This is a genomic window from Streptomyces sp. NPDC004629 (assembly GCF_042873595.1).
Taxonomy (GTDB): domain Bacteria; phylum Actinomycetota; class Actinomycetes; order Streptomycetales; family Streptomycetaceae; genus Streptomyces.
In genome coordinates, this window is the sequence record NZ_JBIALO010000002.1 from 387,165 (window position 1) to 404,453 (window position 17,289).

At 73.6% G+C, this 17,289-nt stretch carries 16 protein-coding genes and 1 pseudogene; 8 read left to right on the top strand and 9 right to left on the bottom strand.

Features of this window, described 5'->3' with window-relative positions; translation table 11 throughout:
* The first annotated feature begins 54 nt into the window (after window positions 1–54).
* Together ACFYTE_RS04740 and ACFYTE_RS04745 are read left to right on the top strand one after the other, a co-directional pair.
* A complete protein-coding gene (locus tag ACFYTE_RS04740) occupies window positions 55–858 on the top strand; it encodes an SDR family NAD(P)-dependent oxidoreductase (RefSeq protein ID WP_388704855.1) in 804 nt (267 codons plus the stop codon).
* A 136-nt stretch (window positions 859–994) separates the two neighbouring features.
* Window positions 995–1,690 (top strand): L,D-transpeptidase family protein, encoded by a 696-nt coding sequence (locus ACFYTE_RS04745; RefSeq protein ID WP_388704858.1) that lies wholly within the window; start codon window positions 995–997, stop codon window positions 1,688–1,690.
* A 34-nt stretch (window positions 1,691–1,724) separates the two neighbouring features.
* On the opposite strand, the pseudogene ACFYTE_RS04750 reads toward ACFYTE_RS04745, so the two are convergent.
* Window positions 1,725–2,234: pseudogene (locus tag ACFYTE_RS04750) on the bottom strand (hypothetical protein); the annotation flags it as partial.
* Window positions 2,235–2,442: 208 nt separating this feature from the next.
* On the opposite strand from ACFYTE_RS04750, the gene ACFYTE_RS04755 reads away from it, so the two are divergent.
* Window positions 2,443–2,628: a hypothetical protein gene (locus ACFYTE_RS04755; RefSeq protein ID WP_388704860.1), complete on the top strand. Its 186-nt coding sequence runs from the start codon at window positions 2,443–2,445 to the stop codon at window positions 2,626–2,628.
* Window positions 2,629–2,637: 9 nt separating this feature from the next.
* Here the strand turns inward: ACFYTE_RS04755 and ACFYTE_RS04760 are convergent, their stop codons facing one another.
* The 3 genes from ACFYTE_RS04760 to ACFYTE_RS04770 form a co-directional block, all read right to left on the bottom strand.
* Entirely contained in the window at window positions 2,638–4,395 is a 1,758-nt protein-coding gene (locus ACFYTE_RS04760) for a SpoIIE family protein phosphatase (protein WP_388704862.1), read from the bottom strand.
* Window positions 4,392–5,078 (bottom strand): class I SAM-dependent DNA methyltransferase, encoded by a 687-nt coding sequence (locus tag ACFYTE_RS04765; protein WP_388704864.1) that lies wholly within the window; start codon window positions 5,076–5,078, stop codon window positions 4,392–4,394. Before ACFYTE_RS04765 ends, ACFYTE_RS04760 begins: the two co-directional genes overlap by 4 nt.
* 121 nt (window positions 5,079–5,199) lie before the next feature.
* Window positions 5,200–6,594, bottom strand: coding sequence for a S1 family peptidase (locus tag ACFYTE_RS04770; RefSeq protein WP_388704867.1), 1,395 nt, complete (start codon window positions 6,592–6,594; stop codon window positions 5,200–5,202).
* Between the two features lie 160 nt (window positions 6,595–6,754).
* Between ACFYTE_RS04770 and ACFYTE_RS04775 the strand changes: the two genes are divergently transcribed.
* Window positions 6,755–7,141 (top strand): PPOX class F420-dependent oxidoreductase, encoded by a 387-nt coding sequence (locus ACFYTE_RS04775; protein ID WP_388704869.1) that lies wholly within the window; start codon window positions 6,755–6,757, stop codon window positions 7,139–7,141.
* 249 nt (window positions 7,142–7,390) lie between these two features.
* Here ACFYTE_RS04775 and ACFYTE_RS04780 read toward each other — a convergent pair whose 3' ends face one another.
* Window positions 7,391–7,807 (bottom strand): Zn-ribbon domain-containing OB-fold protein, encoded by a 417-nt coding sequence (locus ACFYTE_RS04780; protein ID WP_388704871.1) that lies wholly within the window; start codon window positions 7,805–7,807, stop codon window positions 7,391–7,393.
* Between the two features lie 150 nt (window positions 7,808–7,957).
* Window positions 7,958–8,683, bottom strand: coding sequence for a TetR family transcriptional regulator (locus ACFYTE_RS04785; RefSeq protein WP_388704873.1), 726 nt, complete (start codon window positions 8,681–8,683; stop codon window positions 7,958–7,960).
* Window positions 8,684–8,855: 172 nt separating this feature from the next.
* Here ACFYTE_RS04785 and ACFYTE_RS04790 point away from each other — a divergent pair, with 172 nt between their 5' ends.
* Complete coding sequence (locus ACFYTE_RS04790; protein WP_388704876.1) at window positions 8,856–9,488, top strand: peptidoglycan-binding protein; 633 nt, start codon at window positions 8,856–8,858, stop codon at window positions 9,486–9,488.
* A 91-nt stretch (window positions 9,489–9,579) separates the two neighbouring features.
* On the opposite strand, the gene ACFYTE_RS04795 is transcribed toward ACFYTE_RS04790, so the two are convergent.
* The 3 genes from ACFYTE_RS04795 to ACFYTE_RS04805 form a co-directional block, all read right to left on the bottom strand.
* Window positions 9,580–9,960 (bottom strand): hypothetical protein, encoded by a 381-nt coding sequence (locus tag ACFYTE_RS04795; RefSeq protein ID WP_388704879.1) that lies wholly within the window; start codon window positions 9,958–9,960, stop codon window positions 9,580–9,582.
* A 416-nt stretch (window positions 9,961–10,376) separates the two neighbouring features.
* A complete protein-coding gene (locus ACFYTE_RS04800; protein ID WP_388704881.1) occupies window positions 10,377–11,300 on the bottom strand; it encodes a MurR/RpiR family transcriptional regulator in 924 nt (307 codons plus the stop codon).
* Between the two features lie 69 nt (window positions 11,301–11,369).
* Window positions 11,370–13,157, bottom strand: coding sequence for an ArnT family glycosyltransferase (locus ACFYTE_RS04805; RefSeq protein ID WP_388704883.1), 1,788 nt, complete (start codon window positions 13,155–13,157; stop codon window positions 11,370–11,372).
* Between the two features lie 290 nt (window positions 13,158–13,447).
* Between ACFYTE_RS04805 and ACFYTE_RS04810 the strand changes: the two genes are divergently transcribed.
* The 3 genes from ACFYTE_RS04810 (at window position 13,448) to ACFYTE_RS04820 (ending at window position 17,039) form a co-directional block, all read left to right on the top strand.
* On the top strand, window positions 13,448–13,843 hold the full coding sequence (locus ACFYTE_RS04810) for a YybH family protein (RefSeq protein ID WP_388704886.1): 396 nt from the start codon (window positions 13,448–13,450) through the stop codon (window positions 13,841–13,843).
* A gap of 110 nt (window positions 13,844–13,953) precedes the next feature.
* Window positions 13,954–14,694, top strand: coding sequence for an HAD family hydrolase (locus ACFYTE_RS04815; RefSeq protein WP_388704889.1), 741 nt, complete (start codon window positions 13,954–13,956; stop codon window positions 14,692–14,694).
* Window positions 14,691–17,039: a glycoside hydrolase family 65 protein gene (locus ACFYTE_RS04820; protein WP_388704892.1), complete on the top strand. Its 2,349-nt coding sequence runs from the start codon at window positions 14,691–14,693 to the stop codon at window positions 17,037–17,039. The genes ACFYTE_RS04815 and ACFYTE_RS04820 overlap by 4 nt, the downstream gene beginning before the upstream one ends.
* Window positions 17,040–17,289: the final 250 nt, after the last annotated feature.

The window sequence follows — 17,289 nt, forward strand, 5'->3', positions numbered from 1 at the left end:
CGAAGGCGCACCGGGATCTGTCGTACTGATCGTCGCGGCCGTACGGTCGTTGCCATGACCGAACCTCAGCGCTTCGCAGGACACGCGGTTCTGGTCACGGGCGCCGCCCGTGGCATCGGCGCGGCCGTCGCCCGTCGGCTCGCCGACGAGGGCGCGCGGGTCCTCGTGACCGACCGGGACCTGCCCGAGGCGGAGCGGACCGCGGGCGCGCTGCGCGAACGGGGCCTGACGGCACGGGCGTTCGCCTGCGACGTCGCCGACCGGGCCGGCGTGGAGGCCGCGGTCGCCCACGCCGTCGGCGTCTTCGGCTCGCTCGACGTCCTCGTGTGCAGCGCCGCACACTGCACCCCGGACGCCCCGCTCTTCGAGGACGAGCCGGACGAGGCCTGGGCACGGGACCTGGACGTCACGCTCACCGGCGGCTTCCGCTGCTGCCGTGCCGCCCTCCCGCACCTGGCCGCCTCCGGCCGGGGCGCGATCGTGTTCGTCGGCTCCGTCAACGGCCTCCAGGACTTCGGCAACCACGCCTACAGCGCGGCCAAGGCCGGACTCGAATCGCTGACCCGCACCCTCGCCGGGCATGCGGCCCCGCGCGGGGTCCGGGTCAACGTGGTGATGCCCGGCACGGTGCGCACCTCGGCCTGGCAGGGGCGGGACGCCGACCTCGACGCCGTCCGCGGGCTGTACCCGCTCGGCCGGGTCGGCGAGCCCGAGGACATCGCCGCCGCCGTCGCCTTCCTCGCCTCCCGTGACGCCGCCTGGATCACCGGCACCGCACTGCGCGTCGACGGCGGACTCACCGCGGTCCACACCGGGTTCCGCGCGGCCCTGGACGGCACGGACGGCGCGGACGGCTGAGCGGCCCGCGTACCCGCGTCCGAACTTCACCATTCGGTCACAATCCGAGCGGCCGTGCAACCGAAGCCGTCGCACGCCTGTCTAGGTTTCCGGGACCGCGGGAGCCGCGGACGCAGCAGCACGGGGAGGGCCCGGCATGGGGCACATAGGCAGGCGCGGCGCCGTCGCGCTCGGCATCACGGGACTGGTGGCACCGCTCACGCTCGCGCTCGGCGCCGCACCGGCGCAGGCCGCGAGCTGCACCACGCAGACCGGGCCGTACCAGAAGCAGGTGGAGAAGTTCCTCGGCCGTCCGGTCGACGGAAAGCAGTCCGCCGCCGACTGCAAGGCCATCCGGGCCTTCCAGAACAAGCACGGCATCACCCCCAACATCGGCTACGCGGGCCCGGTGACCTGGGGCGTGATGAACCTGATGAACAAGCAGAAGGCCGTCGGGAACAACCCGAACAAGGCCGGCAAGTGCCCGGTGAACAAGGGCCGCATCGCCTGCGTCAACCTGACGCTCCAGCTGAGCTGGATCCAGGACGGCAAGAAGCTGGTGTACGGACCGGTCCCGGTGCGCACCGGCCGCAACGGCTACGAGACCCGCACCGGACTGAAGAAGATCTACTGGCGGCACATCGACCACGTCTCGTCCATCTACGACGTACCGATGCCCTACAGCCAGTTCTTCGACGGCGGCCAGGCCTTCCACTCGGTCGGCCTCAGCATGTGGAACCCGCCGGGCTCGCACGGCTGCGTCAACATGACCACGAAGGACGCCAAGAAGTACTGGTCGCTGCTGAAGAAGGGCGACGACGTCTTCGTCTACGGCCGCAAGCCGGGCACCTGAGCACGCCCAGGCACCTGGCTCACCGGTCACGAAGCCGGGGCAGCCGGGAGCGGTCGTGCACCGGCGCCGAACCGGAGGTGAACGCGGCCCGCAGCTCCGGCGCTATGTGCTCAAGTGACGGGTCGTCGGGGGACAGGGCGGGCTTGGGCTCCAGCAGTTCGCTGATGTCCTTCACCCCGCTCTTGTCCTGCCAGAAGGCCACCGTGGCGAGCTGCTCCATGCTCGCCTCGGTGCCGAAGAACCGGAACCGGGACTCGCGGATGTGCGAGGGGTAGCCCACCCGCCGGAACTCGTTGGTGCGGAACGAGCCGTCGCCCGCCACCTCGAACAGCGCGGTCGCGTTGGAGACGTCGTTGTCGAACCGGCTGACCGAACGGTCGAAGACGCCGTCCCCGCGCTCGTCTCCCCGGGCCGCCGCCAGCCGCTCGGCCCGTTCGGGCAGCAGATCGGTGACGTACACGTCGCCGACCCCGGGATGGGCCTGGAAGAGGGTGGCGAACCGGCCGGAGAACTGACCGGCGCCGACGATACCGAGGGAGAACAGGCCCTGCGCGCCCACCGCCGTCCGCCGGCCGCCCCCGTCGCTCTGGAGACCGTCGCTCTGGAGACCAAGGTGTCCGATTTCCACGGCTGGGCGCCGCCGAGTGATGAACTGCCCTGTGATCACCGGTGGATTGACGTGATGAGCAACACGGTCCGATATGTCCCGTATCGATCGTACTTACTCACCTCCTCTTCACGCCGATCGGCATATGCTTCACACCATGTCCACCACAGTTGAAGCCGCCTCCGAGCGATCGGCCGCGGAGGTCAACGAGCAGATCCGGGCCCTGTGGCTGCGGTCGGGCGGGACACTGAGCGTCGAGCAGCGCGAGGAGTACCGGCGGCTCGTCCTGGAGTGGGCCGCCGCGGCCCCGCAGTCATCGAAGGCGGCCTGAGCACCGCCGTCAGCGTCCCGGCCCCGATGCGGGCAGCGACTGTTCGAACCAGACCACCTTGCCCGTGCTCAGCCGGGTCGCTCCCCAGCGCAGCGCCAGCTGATCGACAAGGAACAGCCCCCGGCCGCCCTCGTCGCTCGGCTGGGCGTGCCGCAGCCTCGGCACCAGCGGCGAGTCGTCACCGACCTCACAGCGCAGCACGTCCGTGCGCAGCAGACGCAGGGTGATCGGCCGTCCTGCGAACCGCACCGCGTTCGCCACCACCTCGTCGACCAGCAGCTCCGTCTCCTCGTGCAGCACGTCCAGATCCCAGCGGCGCAGCGTGCGCCGGACGAGCCTGCGGGCCTGCCCGGCGGTGCGCGGATGCGGAGCGAGGTACCAGGAGGCGACGGTCTGCGGATCGAGGCCGACGAACCGGGCGGCGAGCAGCGCGATGTCGTCGTCCCGGTCCCGCGACCCCAGGATGCCCAGCGCCTCCTCGCACAGCGTCTCCAGCGCCGGGGGTGCGGCCCCGGCGGGCCCGGCGGCCGCGGCGCGCAGCCGGTCCCGCAGCCGCTCCACCCCCGCCATCACATCCGAGTCACGGGACTCCACCAGGCCGTCGGTGTAGAGCAGCAGGGTCGCGCCGGCGGGCGCGGACAGCTCGGTGGTCTCGAAACCCCCGCTGCCCACGCCGATCGGCGCCCCGGGCGGCACCCGGACGATCTCCGCCCGGCCGTCGGGGCGCAACAGCAGCGGGGGCGGATGGCCCGCGTTGGCCACCAGCAGCCGGTGGCGCACCGGATCGTAGACGGCGTACAGGCAGGTCGCGATGTGCCGCCCGCCGAGCCGCTCGGCCTGTTCGTCGAGGTGGTGCAGCACCTCGTCCGGCGGCAGGTCGAGCCGGGCCAGGGTCTGCGCGACGGTGCGCAGCTGCCCCATGATCGCCGCCGAGGTCAGGGAGTGCCCCATCACATCGCCGATGACCAGCGCGACACGGTTGCCGGGCAGCGGCACCGCGTCGTACCAGTCGCCGCCGACCCGCGAGGTCCGGGAGGCGGGCAGATAGCGGCTGGCGAGCCGGACTCCGGTCGGCGTGGGCAGCGACGGCGGCAGCATCGTGCGCTGCAGCGCGTCGGCGAAGGACGCCTCGCGGCCGTACAGCACCGCCCGGTGCATGCCGAGGGCGGTGTACCCGGCGAGCTGCGAGGCGACGTACCGGTCCTCGTCGGTGAACGGCGGCCGGCCGGCCCCGCGGGCCAGGACGACACAGCCCAGGAACCGGCCGCCGCCGCGCAGCGGGGCGACGAGCAGGCGCCGTCCGGACGGTACGGGACCGGGCGCGTCCGCCGCCGTCAGCAGCGCGCACACCACCGGGGTCACGCCTGGGCCGTCGCCGAACACGGGCCCGCCGGCGTCGAGCAGCCCGGTGAGCCGGACGGCCACCTCCGGGGGCGCGACGGGACCGGACGCGGGCGGGGCCGGGACGTCCGGCGGTCGCGGGGGCGTCCGCTCGGTGGCGTACAGCCGCAGCACCGGGTCGGCGGCGGGCAGCTCCTCCCCGAACGGCAGCGGATCGCTCAGATGGACGAAGACGTGGTCGGCGAACGCCGGGACGGCGGCCTGGCACAGCTCGTACAGCGTCGCGTCGAGTGCCAGACCGCGGGAGATCCGCCCGGTCGCCCCGTCGAGGAAGCGCAGCCGGTCGAGCTGCGCCCCGGCGTGCTCCGGGCGGGCGTCCCGGCCGTGCCGCAGCGGACTACGGCCGGCCCCGAGGCCCTTCGTCACCGCTCGGGCTTCCGTCTGCAGCGCAGGAAGATCTGCTCCTCGGGCTGTACGTCCGCGGAGGCCGGCGCGTACGAGTAGAGGGATTCGCCGACGATGTCGAAGCCCGACCCGTCGACCACCTCGCGCAGCTCCTCCCGCAGATAGCCGGAGACCCGGACGGTGCTGCCGATGAACGGGATCGCGAAATCGTCGACGTCGGCCTCGACCATCGACAGGACGAACAGGCCCCCGGGGGCCAGCAGCCGGCGGACGGTCTCCAGCGCGAGCGGGATCTCCGCGCGCGGCAGCATGAGCAGGGCGAAGAACGCCGCGACCGCGTCGAACCGGCCCAGATCGCGGGGGCCGCCGGGGCGCAGGTCCGCGATGTCCAGCTGGTGGAACTCCGCCTCCGGCACGTTCACCCGGGCCAGCTCGACCATCACACGCGACAGATCGACGCCTACGACCTCGAACCCCGCGTCCGCCAGCCGGCGCGCGGTGGGCAGTCCGGTGCCGCAGCCCAGGTCCAGCACGCGGGCGCCGGGCGGCAGCGACCCGACCAGCCACTCGGCGGTGGCCACCTGGCCCTCCTTGTGCGGAAAGGCCTCGTCGTAGCGGTCGCCGATCGCGTCGAAGGCCTCGGCCTGGCCGCCGCGGTCGAGCTGTATGTTCCCGTAACCGGGCGGGCTGCTCGGGCTGCTCACGAATCATCTCCCCTTGGAGACCTCTGGGTGGATTTTTACACGGTCGTCCGGTCGCGAGGCCGGAGCGCCTGGACGACCGGTGCGGAAGTCGTCACCAAGAGTAGTTGCCTTTGGGGCAGGATCAACCCCAGGTGGCCGAGTAGTACCGCTGGTACGCCTTGCGGTCCTGTTCCGCCCGGATGTAGCGGGTGGCGACCAGTGCGATCAGACTGCCCGCGATCACCAGCAGGCCGGGCCCGACGGCCCGGCCGTCCGTGAGCCGGGACAGCGCACTCGTGTCCCGCGCGACGCCGGTGACCGGAGCCGAGGAGCCGGGCGAGGCCGCGCCGGGGGCGAGCGCGCCCTGCGTGGCGGAGGCGGACGGCTCGGGGGAGGAGGCGCCGTTCCCGGCCCCGGCGTTCCCGGCCCCGGCGTCCGGCGCCGCGACGATCAGCCGCACATCGAGCGCGGCGAGCGCCTTGGTCACCGGCTGGAAGAACGTGGTGCCGCCCGTGGTGCAGTCGCCGCTGCCGCCGGAGGTCACGCCCAGCGCGATGCCCTCGGAGAACAGCGGGCCGCCGCTGTCGCCCGGCTCGGCGCACACATCGGTGCGCACCAGGCCGGTGACGGTGCCCTCGGGATAGTTGACGGTCGCGTCGAGCCCGGTCACCTGACCGTCGCGCAGCCCGCTGGTGCTGCCGCTGCGGAACACCCGCTGCCCGACCGTGGGATCGGCGGCGCCCGTGATCCGCACGCCCCGGCCGCCGCCGACGGCCACCACGTCCGCCCCGTCGCCGGCCCGGCCGGACGCGTACGCGACGAGCGAGAAGTCGCTGCCCGGGAACTCGGTCCGCACCGTCGTGCCCAGCTGCCGGCCACCCCGGCCGTCCGCGAACCAGAGGGTGTCAGCGGGCCCGCAGTGCCCGGCCGTCAGGATGAAGTCCCGCTGTCCGTCGGTGACGTTGAAGCCCGCCGAGCAGCGCCCGCCGGTGGACAGGATCGGCTGCGCCCCGTTCAGGCGGGTGGTGAACTCGCCCCGGGTGCGCTCCATGTGGACGAAACCGCCGATGCCCGCGGCCACCCGGGACAGCCGTGACCAGTCGCCGGCGGAGACGGTCGCGTCGCCTTGCACCACGACCCGGTTGGTGCGGTAGTCCAGGGCCCACGCGGTGCCCGCGACCCGGGGCGCCGAACGCAGCGCCGCCGTGGCCGACCTCAGCTCGTTCATGCTGTGCCGCACGACCTTCGCCTCGGCCCCGGCCCGGCGTACCGACCGTGCGGCCCCCTCGTCGGTCACCGCCACGACCGGACGGCCGTCGGCGCCGATCCAGCTCCCCGCCGTACGGGCGGTGCCGAGCCGCGCCACCAGATCGGCACCGGGTCCTGCGGCGTTCCGTGCCGCGCTGAACGGGACGCCAGACGGGTCGGGCGGCTCGCTCGCCACGGCCCGGGCGACCATCGTGCCGCCCAGGAGGAGTCCGCCGACCGCCGCCAGCCGTGCCGTTCGCCGGACGAACCGTCGTCGTGCGTGCCTCATGCATGGCTCCCGAACCCCGAACGCGCGGTGCCGACACCGCGGGGCCCTCCGGTCGTCGAGCGCCCGCCCCTGCATACGTGGCCCGGCACGCGGGCGTTCACCGCGCCTCCGGTCCCGTGTGCGGGGGCGGTGGTCCGCACGGCCTCTTAGACTGCCCGGCATGAACGATGCGTCGCTGGACCGGCTCGGTGCGGGCAAGTACCTCCTCGTCACCAGCTACCGCAGGGACGGCAGCCCCGTCGCCACCCCGGTCTGGGTGGTGCGCGACGGGGACGCGCTGGGCATCTGGACGGTCGCCGACTCCTGGAAGGTGAAGCGGATCAGGCGCCGCGCCGATGTCCTCGTCGGACCCTGCGACGTGCGCGGCAGGCCGACCGGCGAGCAGGTCCCCGCCACCGCCGAGGTCGGCGACGCGGCCACCACCGCCCGCTACCGCGACCGGATCGCCCGCAAGTACGGCCTCGTCGGCCGCCTCACCCTGCTCGGCAGCCGGCTGCGCCGCGGCTCGCGAGGGACCGTCGGCATCCGGCTGACGCTGACCTGCTGAGCCGGCACCCGCGCAGCGCCGCGGCCGGGCGTCCGGCGCTGAGTTCGTCCACCGGCAGCGGGCCGGCCGTCGGGACGAGACACATCGCCGAGCGCATGACGGCCGCGTACGCCGACCCGTCCGCGGTGAGCGGGCCCGGCAGCGGGCCGGACGCGGGCATCGGGCGGGCGGCGGTGCGCGCGCCGAGGAGGCGGCACGCGTCGCCCCCGGCACACGCCGAACGGAACCGCCCGGCCGGCCGGCGGGACGTCAGGTCCAGGCTGTGTACGGCTCGTCGGTCAGTTGGAAGACCGGCTCGCCGCGCACCGGGTCCTTGGCCGTGGACAGCCGGACCCGGTCCCCGCAGTGCACGCCCACCGGCGGGCCCATGACCCGGCCGCGCAGGACGAAGCCCTCGGCCATCTCGACCAGGGACACATTGCGGGCGGCGGGCGTGTTGCGGTGCAGCACCGAGGAGTGGCGGACCGTGCCGATGCCCTCGCTGCGCTCGGTGCGCAGATCGCTGCCCTGGCACACCGGGCAGAGCAGCCGGTGGTACATGGCGGTGCCGCACCAGGTGCAGCGCTGGAAGAACAGGACGTTGCCGGAGCCTTCCGGCTTGGCGTCGAGGACGTCTGTCGTGGTGCCGGCCGCCGCACGAGCGGCGTTTCCTGAGAGGTGGTACACGCTGGTCAACTCCCTGCACTCGGCCGGAATCCGGCGCGCCCGGTACCGACCGGGCCCGCATGTGCGCGGTACGCCGTGCCACCGTGCACGCCGACAGGTTATGGCACTCAGTGCCAAGCGTAAAGGCACTCGGTACCCCGAATTTTCCGGTCAGTCGCGGCCCAGCGCCGACTCCAGTTGCTGCACCACCCGCCACAGGGGTGCGTCGCGCCGGGAGACGAGGACGACCACGTCCTCGGGGCCCTCGGCGCGCGGGACTTGGGGTGCGCCAGGGTCCGTCCGCGGGCGGGCGAAGGCGGACTGCACAAGGCCCAGCGCATGGTCGACGGCGGTGCCCGGGTCGCCCCGGCCGTCCGAACGCAGCCAGGAACGCAGGGCGTTGTTGTGCGCCGCGACGACCGCGGCGGCGACGACGTCGGCCCGCAGCGTGCCGTCCGGCTCCCCGGCGAAACGGCGGCGCAGATACCCGGCCAGCGCGCGCTCGTAGCGCCACACCACCGACAGTTCGTACGCGCGCAGCCCCGGCACCTGCCGGGTGAGCCGGTAACGCTGCACGGAGAACGCCGGGTTCTCCGCGTACATCCGCAGCACCAGCCGGGCCGCGTCGCACACCCGCCGCACCGGCTCGTGCTCCTCGCCGCCCTCGGCCAGGAAGGCGGTCATCTCGGCCAGGCAGCGCTCGTGGTCGGGGAAGACCACGTCCTCCTTGGAGGGGAAGTAGCGGAAGAACGACCGCCGTCCGACCCCCGCGAGCGCCACGATGTCGTCGACCGTGGTCCGTTCGTAGCCGCGTTCCAGGAACAGCCGGAAGGCCGCCGCGACCAGGGCGTCCCGCATCGGCGGCTTCGCGGCGGGGGCCGCGCTGCTGGAACTCATGGACGCGAACGTAGCACCCGCGCGGGCCGGAACGGCACTCGGTGCACGGCCATCGGGGTACTGAGTGCTCCTGGTCGTCCCGCGTCTGTCCCGGCCCGGCTGAACCGACGGGCCACCGCAGCCGTATCACTGGCCGGGGATCGCTGCCCGGGGATCGCGGAAGGAGAGCGGCGTGCCGACACCGCCGGATGCCGAGGAGCCGCAGCGCGGCCCGGTCCTGGAACCCGTCCGGGTGCTGCGGCCCCGGCGCTTCGACGCCCTCGCCGAACTGATGCGGGAGATACGCCAGGACGCCGAGGGCTACGAGGCCGTCACCCCGGAGCCGCGCACGGTCCGGGCCGAGGAGGAGACGCAGGAACTGCCGCCGGTGCGCACACCCGGCGCCCGCACCGGTACCGGACTGCGCCGGGCCGCCGTCGCGGCCGTCGTCGGCGCCGCCGCCCTCGTCGGCTTCGGCGGCGCCCTGCTGCTGCCCGGCCGCGGTGACGCCGCCCCGAGCGCCGGGCCGTCCCGCTCCGCCCCGAGCGCGCCATCGGCGGCGAGCGCTCCCGCCGCCGACCCCGACGGCGCCGGCACCCTGCGCGAGGGCGCCGGCGGACCCGAGGTCGTCGCGCTCCAGCAACGCCTGCTGCGCATCCCGGACGTCTATCGCGACGGCTCAACCGACGGCCGCTACGACGCCGTGCTCGCCGCGGCCGTGGCCCGCTTCCAGCTCTGGTACGGCATCAGGGGGGACGAGACCGGCGTCTACGGCGACGACACCCGTCGCGACCTGGAGTCCCGCACAAACCGGGGCGACGGCTGACCGCACCCGAACGGCCGGGCGGGGCACGGAAGAAACGGAAGAAGGTGCGGGGCCTCGTCGGGCGCCGGGCGCACGGCCGCCGGGACGAGGCTCAGCGGCCGGCGGCCTGCGCGACCAGGGCCTCGGTGACCGCGCGGACGCTGCGGGCGATGTACTGGAGTTGCCGGATCTCGGCCGCGTACATCTTGATCGTGTGCTCGATGACCGACTCGGGCATGCCCAGCGTGGGCAGTTCGGACCGGGCGGTCTGCAATGCCGTACGGGCCACCCGCATCTCGTGGTGGACCTGGATCTGGGCATGCCGGGCGAGCAGCACCGGGTGCCGGATCAGCGCCGGGTAGCCGGCGTAGCGGGCCGGTACCAGTTCGCGCAGCCACTTGGCCGCCGAGCGCTCCCAGTCGTAGCTGCCGGGCGGCTTGACCTGGCAGGGCCAGTCCGGACTGATGCGCGTGGTCGTCAGGGGCATGATCATCGCTTCCGGGTGTGCTGCGTCGTGCGGGGTGGTGCGAAGGGTTCGGGCGGCCCCGGCCTAGGGGATGACCGGGGCCGCCACGGGCGAATCGCGCAGGCGATGCCCCACCGAACACCCCAGGTGCCGACGTGGGTAGGGAACGACGGCTCGGGGTGCTCGTAGCGGGGCCCCGGGGGCCGGAGCCGACGCGGTGAGCGGTGCGGCGGCGTGCGCATGGGCGGTCCGGCTTTCTCGGGGCGGTGCGACAGGTGCGTCCTGGGGTGCGGAACGCGCCCGGAAGGAAGCCGGGTGCGATCTGTTGAGCAGTATTTATATATGCCGTCGTCTTGGCAAGGAGCATGAAAACATTCATGCCTGATCTGTGGTGAATGGTCCCGATCGGTCCCGGTGACCGGACGCCGTGCTGCTCTTGGGGCTCAGTCCTTCAGGAAGAACTGGTGCTGCTCGGCGACCTGTTCGTACTCCTCCAGACGGGCCTGGGTACGCTCCGGATCGGCGTCCGTCATGGCCTGCAGCAGCGCCGCGGACAGCACGCCGGGGGCGGCATAGGAATCGAAGACCAGCCGCGAGCCGGTACCGGTGGCGAAGGTGACGTCCGCCTCGTCGGCCAGTGCCCCGAGCGCCAGATCGGTCACCAGGGCGACCCGCAGCCCGGCGCCGCGCGCGACCCGGATCGCGGTAAGGGTCTCCTGCGCGTGCCGGGGCATGCCGAACGCCAGGATCCAGGTGCCGCCCGCCTCACGCGACTGCAGCAGCGCGTCGTACGCCACGCTCCCGCCGCGGGTCACCAGCCGCACGTCGGGATGGATACGGCGGGCGGCATAGGCGAAGTACTCGGCGAGCGACACGGAGATGCGCAGCCCGAGCACGGTCAGCGGGGTCGAACGGGACAGCTCGCGGCCCACCCGGATCACCCGGTCCGGATCGGCGAAGTCCCGCCGCAGATTCTCCAGGTTCGCGATCTCGGCGTCGACGGCCGCCTGGAGTTCGTTGCGCATCTCCTCGGCCGCCCCCGGACCGCCGCCGGGGAGGGCGGCCAGCGCGATCGACTGGAGCCGCTCCCGCAACGCGGGGTAACCGCTGAAGCCCACGGCCGCGGCGAACCGGGTCACCGAGGGCTGGCTCACGCCCACCCGCTCGGCGAGATCGGTGATCGACAGGAACGCGGCCTCGGTGATGTGCTCGATCAGGTACTGGGCGATCCGCCGCTGGCCCGGGGACAGCCCGTGGCCGTCGAAAAGCTCTCTGAGCTGGGAGGTCGGTGCGGCTTCCGCCTCCGGCACGGTCTTGCCCGAGGTGATCGCGGACGCCTGGGCGCGCGCCTGCTGCGGCGATGGCACCGTGGTGCCTCCTTTGTCTCCCACGAAGACTCAACATAGCTCACGGACCGTGGCGACCAGGGGCGCAGCTCAGCGCCGGTAGATCATGATCGAATGACCGACCTGGTCGACGGGGCGGCTGCTGCCGATCAGTTCGGCCAGCCTTCCACGGGCCTTGGCGACCGACGAGTCGGACACGACCAGCACCCCGCGCACCTCGGACGGCGGCACCCGGCGTGGATCGTCCGCGTGGATGCCGTAATAGGCGGGTACCCCACTGCCCTTGTAGACGAGCCAGATCCGCTCGCCCCGGTACCGCTCGGCGAGCCGGTCCGCGAGCCGGCCCAGGTCCTGACCCCAGTCCACGTTGGAGTCGTGCAGCCGCAGCCGGGTGTGCCCCGGCCCGCCGAACGCCTCGTTGGAGTACGGCAGATAGGCAGGGTAGGTCCGCAGCGAACTGACGGCGACGAACAGCACCAGCGCCCCCGTCACCACCGGCCCCCACCGCCACCGCGCCGCGAGCACACCGGCCGCCGCGACCGCCAGGAACATCGGCACGAACACGGCGTAGCGGGTGCCGAAGTCCCGTGACCCGGTCATCGCCGCGGCCAGCAGCACCGCGGGCGGCAGCAGCAGATACGGCGCCGCGGGCCGCAGCCGGCGCACCGCCACGACCGCCGCGGACCCGGCCGCCCCCAGCGCGAGCAGCCCGAGGGGCGTCTTCACCAGCAGGGCGGCCGGAAGGTAGTACCACAGGGAGCCCGTGTACAGCCGCCCGAACAGGAAACCCTGCCACGGGTGGTCCTCCAGGCCGAACTGCATCCGCATCCCCACCCGGTACACCTCCGGGAACGGCAGCAGCCCGACCAGGCGCCCGCGCAGCCCGTGCAGGGCGGGCACGGACTCGGCGGGAGCGAGGCGCAACCGCGGATCGACCACCAGACAGACGGCCCACACCACGGCGACCGCGGTCACCGCCACGACCGCCGCCCCGGCCGCGCAGGCCGCCCATGTCGCGCGCCGGCCGGTCCGCCCCGCGGCGCCCCGGGCATGCCGCACCGACACCGCGGCCAGCAGCATCAGCACCACAACGGCGGGCAGCGCGCTCATCTTGGTCGCCACGGCGGCGCCGAGCGCCGCCCCGGCGAGCGGCAGACACCGCCAGGGCCGCCGCCGCGCCCGCCACACCAGCCAGACCGACGTCAGCACGAACCCGGCCGCCGGAACGTCGAGCGTGGCCAGCGAGCCATGGGCGATGACGTCCGGGGAGAAGGCGTACAGGGCGAGCGCGACCAGCCCGCCCACCGTTCCGGTGACCTCGCGCGCGAAGGCCAGGACGACCAGCCCGAACAGCAGCGTCAGCGTGATCACCGGCAGGCGGGCCCACAGCATCAGCCGCCACGGGTCGTTGCCGGACTCGTACAGCAGATGCCGCCCCACCCGGCCCTGTGTACCGGTGTACGAGGAGTCGTAGTGCGGATCGGCCACCGCCACCCCGGCCATGACGACGAGCTTGCCGAGCGGCGGGTGTTCGGGATTGAGCCGCAGCCGGTGCTCGTGCAGATAGTCGGTGGCGGCGGCCACGTACACCGGCTCGTCGATGGTCGGCGTCTGCTGCACGGCCGCGGTCACCATCGCCACGGCCGACTGCCCGAGCAGCAGCACCGCGAGGAGCGGCACCGGCCAGCGCCGCGGGCGGCGCAGCACGGCGCGCAGCCGCGACCCCGACGCGGCCTTCGTGCGCGCCGGGAGCGGCGGGGTCCCGCCGCCGTCGGGCGCCTCGGAGGTCTTGGCCGCCTCGGATGCCTCGGGGATCTCGGGTGCCTCGGGTGCCTCGGGGACTTCGGGTGCGCTGACCGAGCGCTGTTCGGGTGCCATCTTCCGCCCCGCGGTGCCGAGTCCGACGGCGGCCGGAGCGATCCGGGGCCGCGTCCCGGCCCCGCCCGCCGCCCCGCTCCCGCCGCCGGGCACGTCACCGCTTCACGAGTCGTACCGGCAGACCCTCTGCCGTATCCACCGGTACGGCCCGCAACCGGCCGCGGTTCAGCCCGATGCGGCCGAATCGCCCACGGGCGAGGGCCCGCGGTGCGCCGATGAGTTCCCGCGTGGCCCGGAGTCCCCACCTGGACGCCCCCGCCGCCGGGCGGGGCAGGAGGGAACACCGGACCATGTCCGACGACGAGAGACAGATCCGCGGCCTGATCACCCGCTGGGCCGAGGCCGTCCACCGCGGCGACCTCGACGGCGTGGTCGCCGCGCACACCGAGGACGTCGTGCTGTTCGACGTGCCGCCGCCGCACGACGGGGTGCGCGGACTCGCCGCCTACCGGAAGGTCTGGCCGCCCTTCTTCATCTGGCAGGCACAGGGCGCCTGTTTCGAGATCGACTCCCTTGACGTGACAGCCGGCACCGATGTCGCCTTCGCACACGCCCTGTTGCGCTGCGGCACCCCGGCCGAACTCGCCGAACACCCCACCCGGCGGCTGCGCCTGACCATCGGACTGCGCAAACGGGACGGCCGCTGGCTGATCGCCCACGAACACCACTCGTTCCCGCACGGCTGACCGGCGCGCCGGTCCAGGATGGCGCGGCCGGGTATGAGTTCGGCGAGAAGGACGCCCGATGTGGCACGCGCCACTCAGTGCCGGGCTTGTTGTGGGGAACAGTGCTGGGTATGACACAGCTCGGTCTGCCCGACGACATCCTCGCCTGCCTCTTCGACCTGGACGGCGTCGTCACCAAGACGGCCGTCGTGCACGCCGCCGCCTGGAAGGAGACGTTCGACGCCTTCCTGCGCGAGCGGGACGGCGAGGACTTCCGCCCCTTCGACGCCACCGCCGACTACGCCGAGTACGTCGACGGCCGCCCCCGGGCCGACGGCGTGCGCACCTTCCTGGCCGCCCGCGGCATCGAACTGCCCGAGGGACATCCCGACGACCCGCCCGACGCCGCCACGGTGCACGGCCTCGGCAACCGCAAGAACCGGCTGCTCCTGGCGAAGATCCGCACCGAGGGCGTCGAACCGTACGAGGGCACCCTGCGCTATGTCGAGGCCGTCCGGGCCCACGGGCTGCGCACCGCGATCGTCTCCTCCAGCGCCAACACCGTGGACGTGCTGCACTCGATCGACGCCGAGCACCTCTTCGACGTCCGTATCGACGGTGTGGTCGCCGCCGCTCGCCGGCTGCCGGGCAAGCCGCACCCCGACACCTTCCTCGCCGCCGCCCGCGATCTGGGCGTGCCACCGGCGCGGGCCGCCGTGTTCGAGGACGCCCTGGCCGGGATGGAGGCGGGCCGCGGCGGGCACTTCGGGTACGTCGTCGGCATCGACCGCGTCGGCCGGTCCGACGCCCTGTACGCGCACGGCGCCGACGTGGTCGTCACGGACCTGGCCGAACTGGGGGGCAAGGAGTGATCACCCAACGGGCGTACGCCGTCGAACCGTGGGCCGTGCGCGAGACGGACCTCGGCCTCGACGTCCTGGCGCAGAGCGAGTCCGTGTTCGCCCTGTCCAACGGGCACGTCGGCTGGCGCGGCAACCTCGACGAGGGCGAACCGCACGGGCTGCCCGGCAGCTACCTCAACGGCGTGCACGAACTGCACCCGCTGCCGTACGCCGAAGCCGGCTACGGCTACCCGGAGTCCGGCCAGACCGTCATCGACGTCACCAACGGCAAGATCCTGCGGCTGCTGGTCGACGACGAGCCGTTCGACCTGCGCTACGGCCGGCTCGTCCGCCACGAGCGGACGCTGGACCTGCGCCGCGGCGTCCTGGAGCGGACCTGCGAGTGGACCTCACCGGCCGGTTCGACCGTCCGGGTCCGCTCGACCCGGCTGGTCTCGCTCACCCAGCGGGCGGTGGCCGCCGTGGCCTACGAGGTGGAGGCCGTCGGACGCCGCACCCGCGTGGTGATCCAGTCGGAACTGGTCGCCAACGAGCAACTGCCCGAGTCCGACGCCGATCCGAGGGCGGCGAGGGCGCTCCAGTCGCCGCTGGAGCCGGAGGAGGACTTCGCCTGCGGCCACCGGCTGCGGCTGGTGCACCGCACCCGGCGCAGCGGCCTGCGGGTCGCCGTGGCCGCCGACCACACGGTCGACGGGCCCGAGGGGACCACGACACACAGCGAGAGCACCCCCGACGTGGCCCGGCTGACGGTCACCTCCGTGCTGGAGCCGGGCGCGCGGCTGCGGGTGCAGAAGCTGGTCGCGCACGGCTGGTCAGGGACCCGCTCCCTGCCCGCGATGAGCGACCAGGTCGACGCCGCCCTCGCCGCCGCGGCGCACGGCGGCTGGCCGGGCCTCCTCAGCGAACAGCGTGCCTTCCTGGACGACTTCTGGGAGCGCGCGGACGTCGAGGTGGACGGTGACGAGGAGATCCAGCAGGCCGTCCGGTTCGCGCTGTTCCATGTGCTGCAGGCCGGTGTCCGCGCCGAACGCCGGGCGATTCCGGCGAAGGGGCTGACCGGTTCCGGCTACGACGGGCACGCGTTCTGGGACACGGAGATGTTCGTGCTGCCCGTCCTCACCTACACCGCGCCCGAGGCCGTCGCCGAGGCGCTGCGCTGGCGGCACGACACACTGCCCGCCGCCCGCGAACGTGCGGCCCAACTCGGTCTGGAGGGCGCCGCGTTCCCCTGGCGCACCATCGCGGGCTCGGAAGGATCGGCGTACTGGCCGGCCGGCACCGCCGCCTTCCATGTGAACGCGGGCATAGCCGACGCCGTGGTGCGCTACGTGACGGTCACGGGGGACAGGCGCTTCGAACGCGAGGCGGGGGTGGAACTGCTGGTGGAGACCGCCCGGCTGTGGCGCTCCCTTGGCCACCACGACCAGCACGGTGCCTTCCACATCGACGGCGTGACCGGCCCGGACGAGTACAGCGCGGTCGTCGACGACAACACGTACACCAACCTCATGGCCCGCGCGAACCTGCTGGCCGCAGCCGACGCCGTCGAACGCCATCCGCGGCAGGCGGACCTGCTCGGCGTCGACGCGGAGGAGAGCGCCGCCTGGCGGGACGCGGCCGAGGCCATGCACATTCCCTACGACGACGAACTCGGCGTGCACGAACAGCACGCCGGCTTCACCCGCCACCAGCGCTGGGACTTCGCCCGCACCCGACCCGACCAGTACCCGCTGCTGCTGCACTTCCCGTACTTCGACCTCTACCGCAAGCAGGTGGTCAAGCAGGCCGACCTGGTGCTGGCCATGTACACATGCGGCGCGTTCTTCGACGAGGAGCACGTCGCGCGGAACTTCGCCTACTACGAGGCGCTCACCGTGCGGGACTCCTCCCTGTCGGCGTGCTGCCAGGCCGTCATCGCCGCCCAGGCGGGCCATCTCGGGCTCGCCCACGACTACGCGGCCGAGGCCGCGCTGATGGATCTGGCGGACCTGGAGCACAACACGCGCGACGGGCTGCACATCGCGTCGCTGGCCGGTACCTGGATGGCCCTGGTGGCGGGCTTCGGCGGGCTGCGCGCGCACGGCGACGGGGTGCGGTTCGCGCCGCGGCTGCCCGAGCGGATCAGCCGGCTCGCCTTCAGCCTGTGTCTGTTCGGCCGTCGCCTGCGCGTGGAGATCCACGCGGACAAGGCGACCTACACGCTGCTGGACGGGCCGCCGCTCGCGCTGCAGCACCACGGGGAACCGGTGACGGTGCGCACCGAAGGACCGGTGATCCGCGCCGTGCCACCGTTCACGCCGGCCCCGGCCCCGGCGCCCGACCAGCCCGAGCACCGCCGCCCGCACCACGCCTGACGGACCGACACCGGCCCCTGCCCGAGGCGGGCCCGGCACGGGGCGGCATCCCCGGGCAGCCCGGCCGCCGGGCCTCCCGTAGACCCGCGTCCGTGCCGGTTCACCGGTGGTGCGCACCGAAGGACCGGTGATCCGCGCCGTGCCACCGTTCACGCCGGCCCCGGCGCCCGACCAGCCCGAGCACCGCCGCCCGCACCACGCCTGACGGACCGACACCGGCCCCTGCCCGAGGCGGGCCCGGCACGGGGCG

Excerpts from the sequence above, each read along its gene's own strand:
- ACFYTE_RS04740 (WP_388704855.1), top strand. The coding sequence starts at position 55 with ATGACCGAACCTCAGCGCTTCGCAGGACACGCGGTTCTGGTCACGGGC.
- ACFYTE_RS04745 (WP_388704858.1), top strand. The coding sequence starts at position 995 with ATGGGGCACATAGGCAGGCGCGGCGCCGTCGCGCTCGGCATCACGGGA.
- ACFYTE_RS04755 (WP_388704860.1), top strand. The coding sequence starts at position 2,443 with ATGCTTCACACCATGTCCACCACAGTTGAAGCCGCCTCCGAGCGATCG.
- ACFYTE_RS04770 (WP_388704867.1), bottom strand. The coding sequence starts at position 6,594 with ATGAGGCACGCACGACGACGGTTCGTCCGGCGAACGGCACGGCTGGCG.
- ACFYTE_RS04775 (WP_388704869.1), top strand. The coding sequence starts at position 6,755 with ATGAACGATGCGTCGCTGGACCGGCTCGGTGCGGGCAAGTACCTCCTC.
- ACFYTE_RS04785 (WP_388704873.1), bottom strand. The coding sequence starts at position 8,683 with ATGAGTTCCAGCAGCGCGGCCCCCGCCGCGAAGCCGCCGATGCGGGAC.
- ACFYTE_RS04795 (WP_388704879.1), bottom strand. The coding sequence starts at position 9,960 with ATGATCATGCCCCTGACGACCACGCGCATCAGTCCGGACTGGCCCTGC.
- ACFYTE_RS04805 (WP_388704883.1), bottom strand. The coding sequence starts at position 13,157 with ATGGCACCCGAACAGCGCTCGGTCAGCGCACCCGAAGTCCCCGAGGCA.
- ACFYTE_RS04810 (WP_388704886.1), top strand. The coding sequence starts at position 13,448 with ATGTCCGACGACGAGAGACAGATCCGCGGCCTGATCACCCGCTGGGCC.
- ACFYTE_RS04815 (WP_388704889.1), top strand. The coding sequence starts at position 13,954 with ATGACACAGCTCGGTCTGCCCGACGACATCCTCGCCTGCCTCTTCGAC.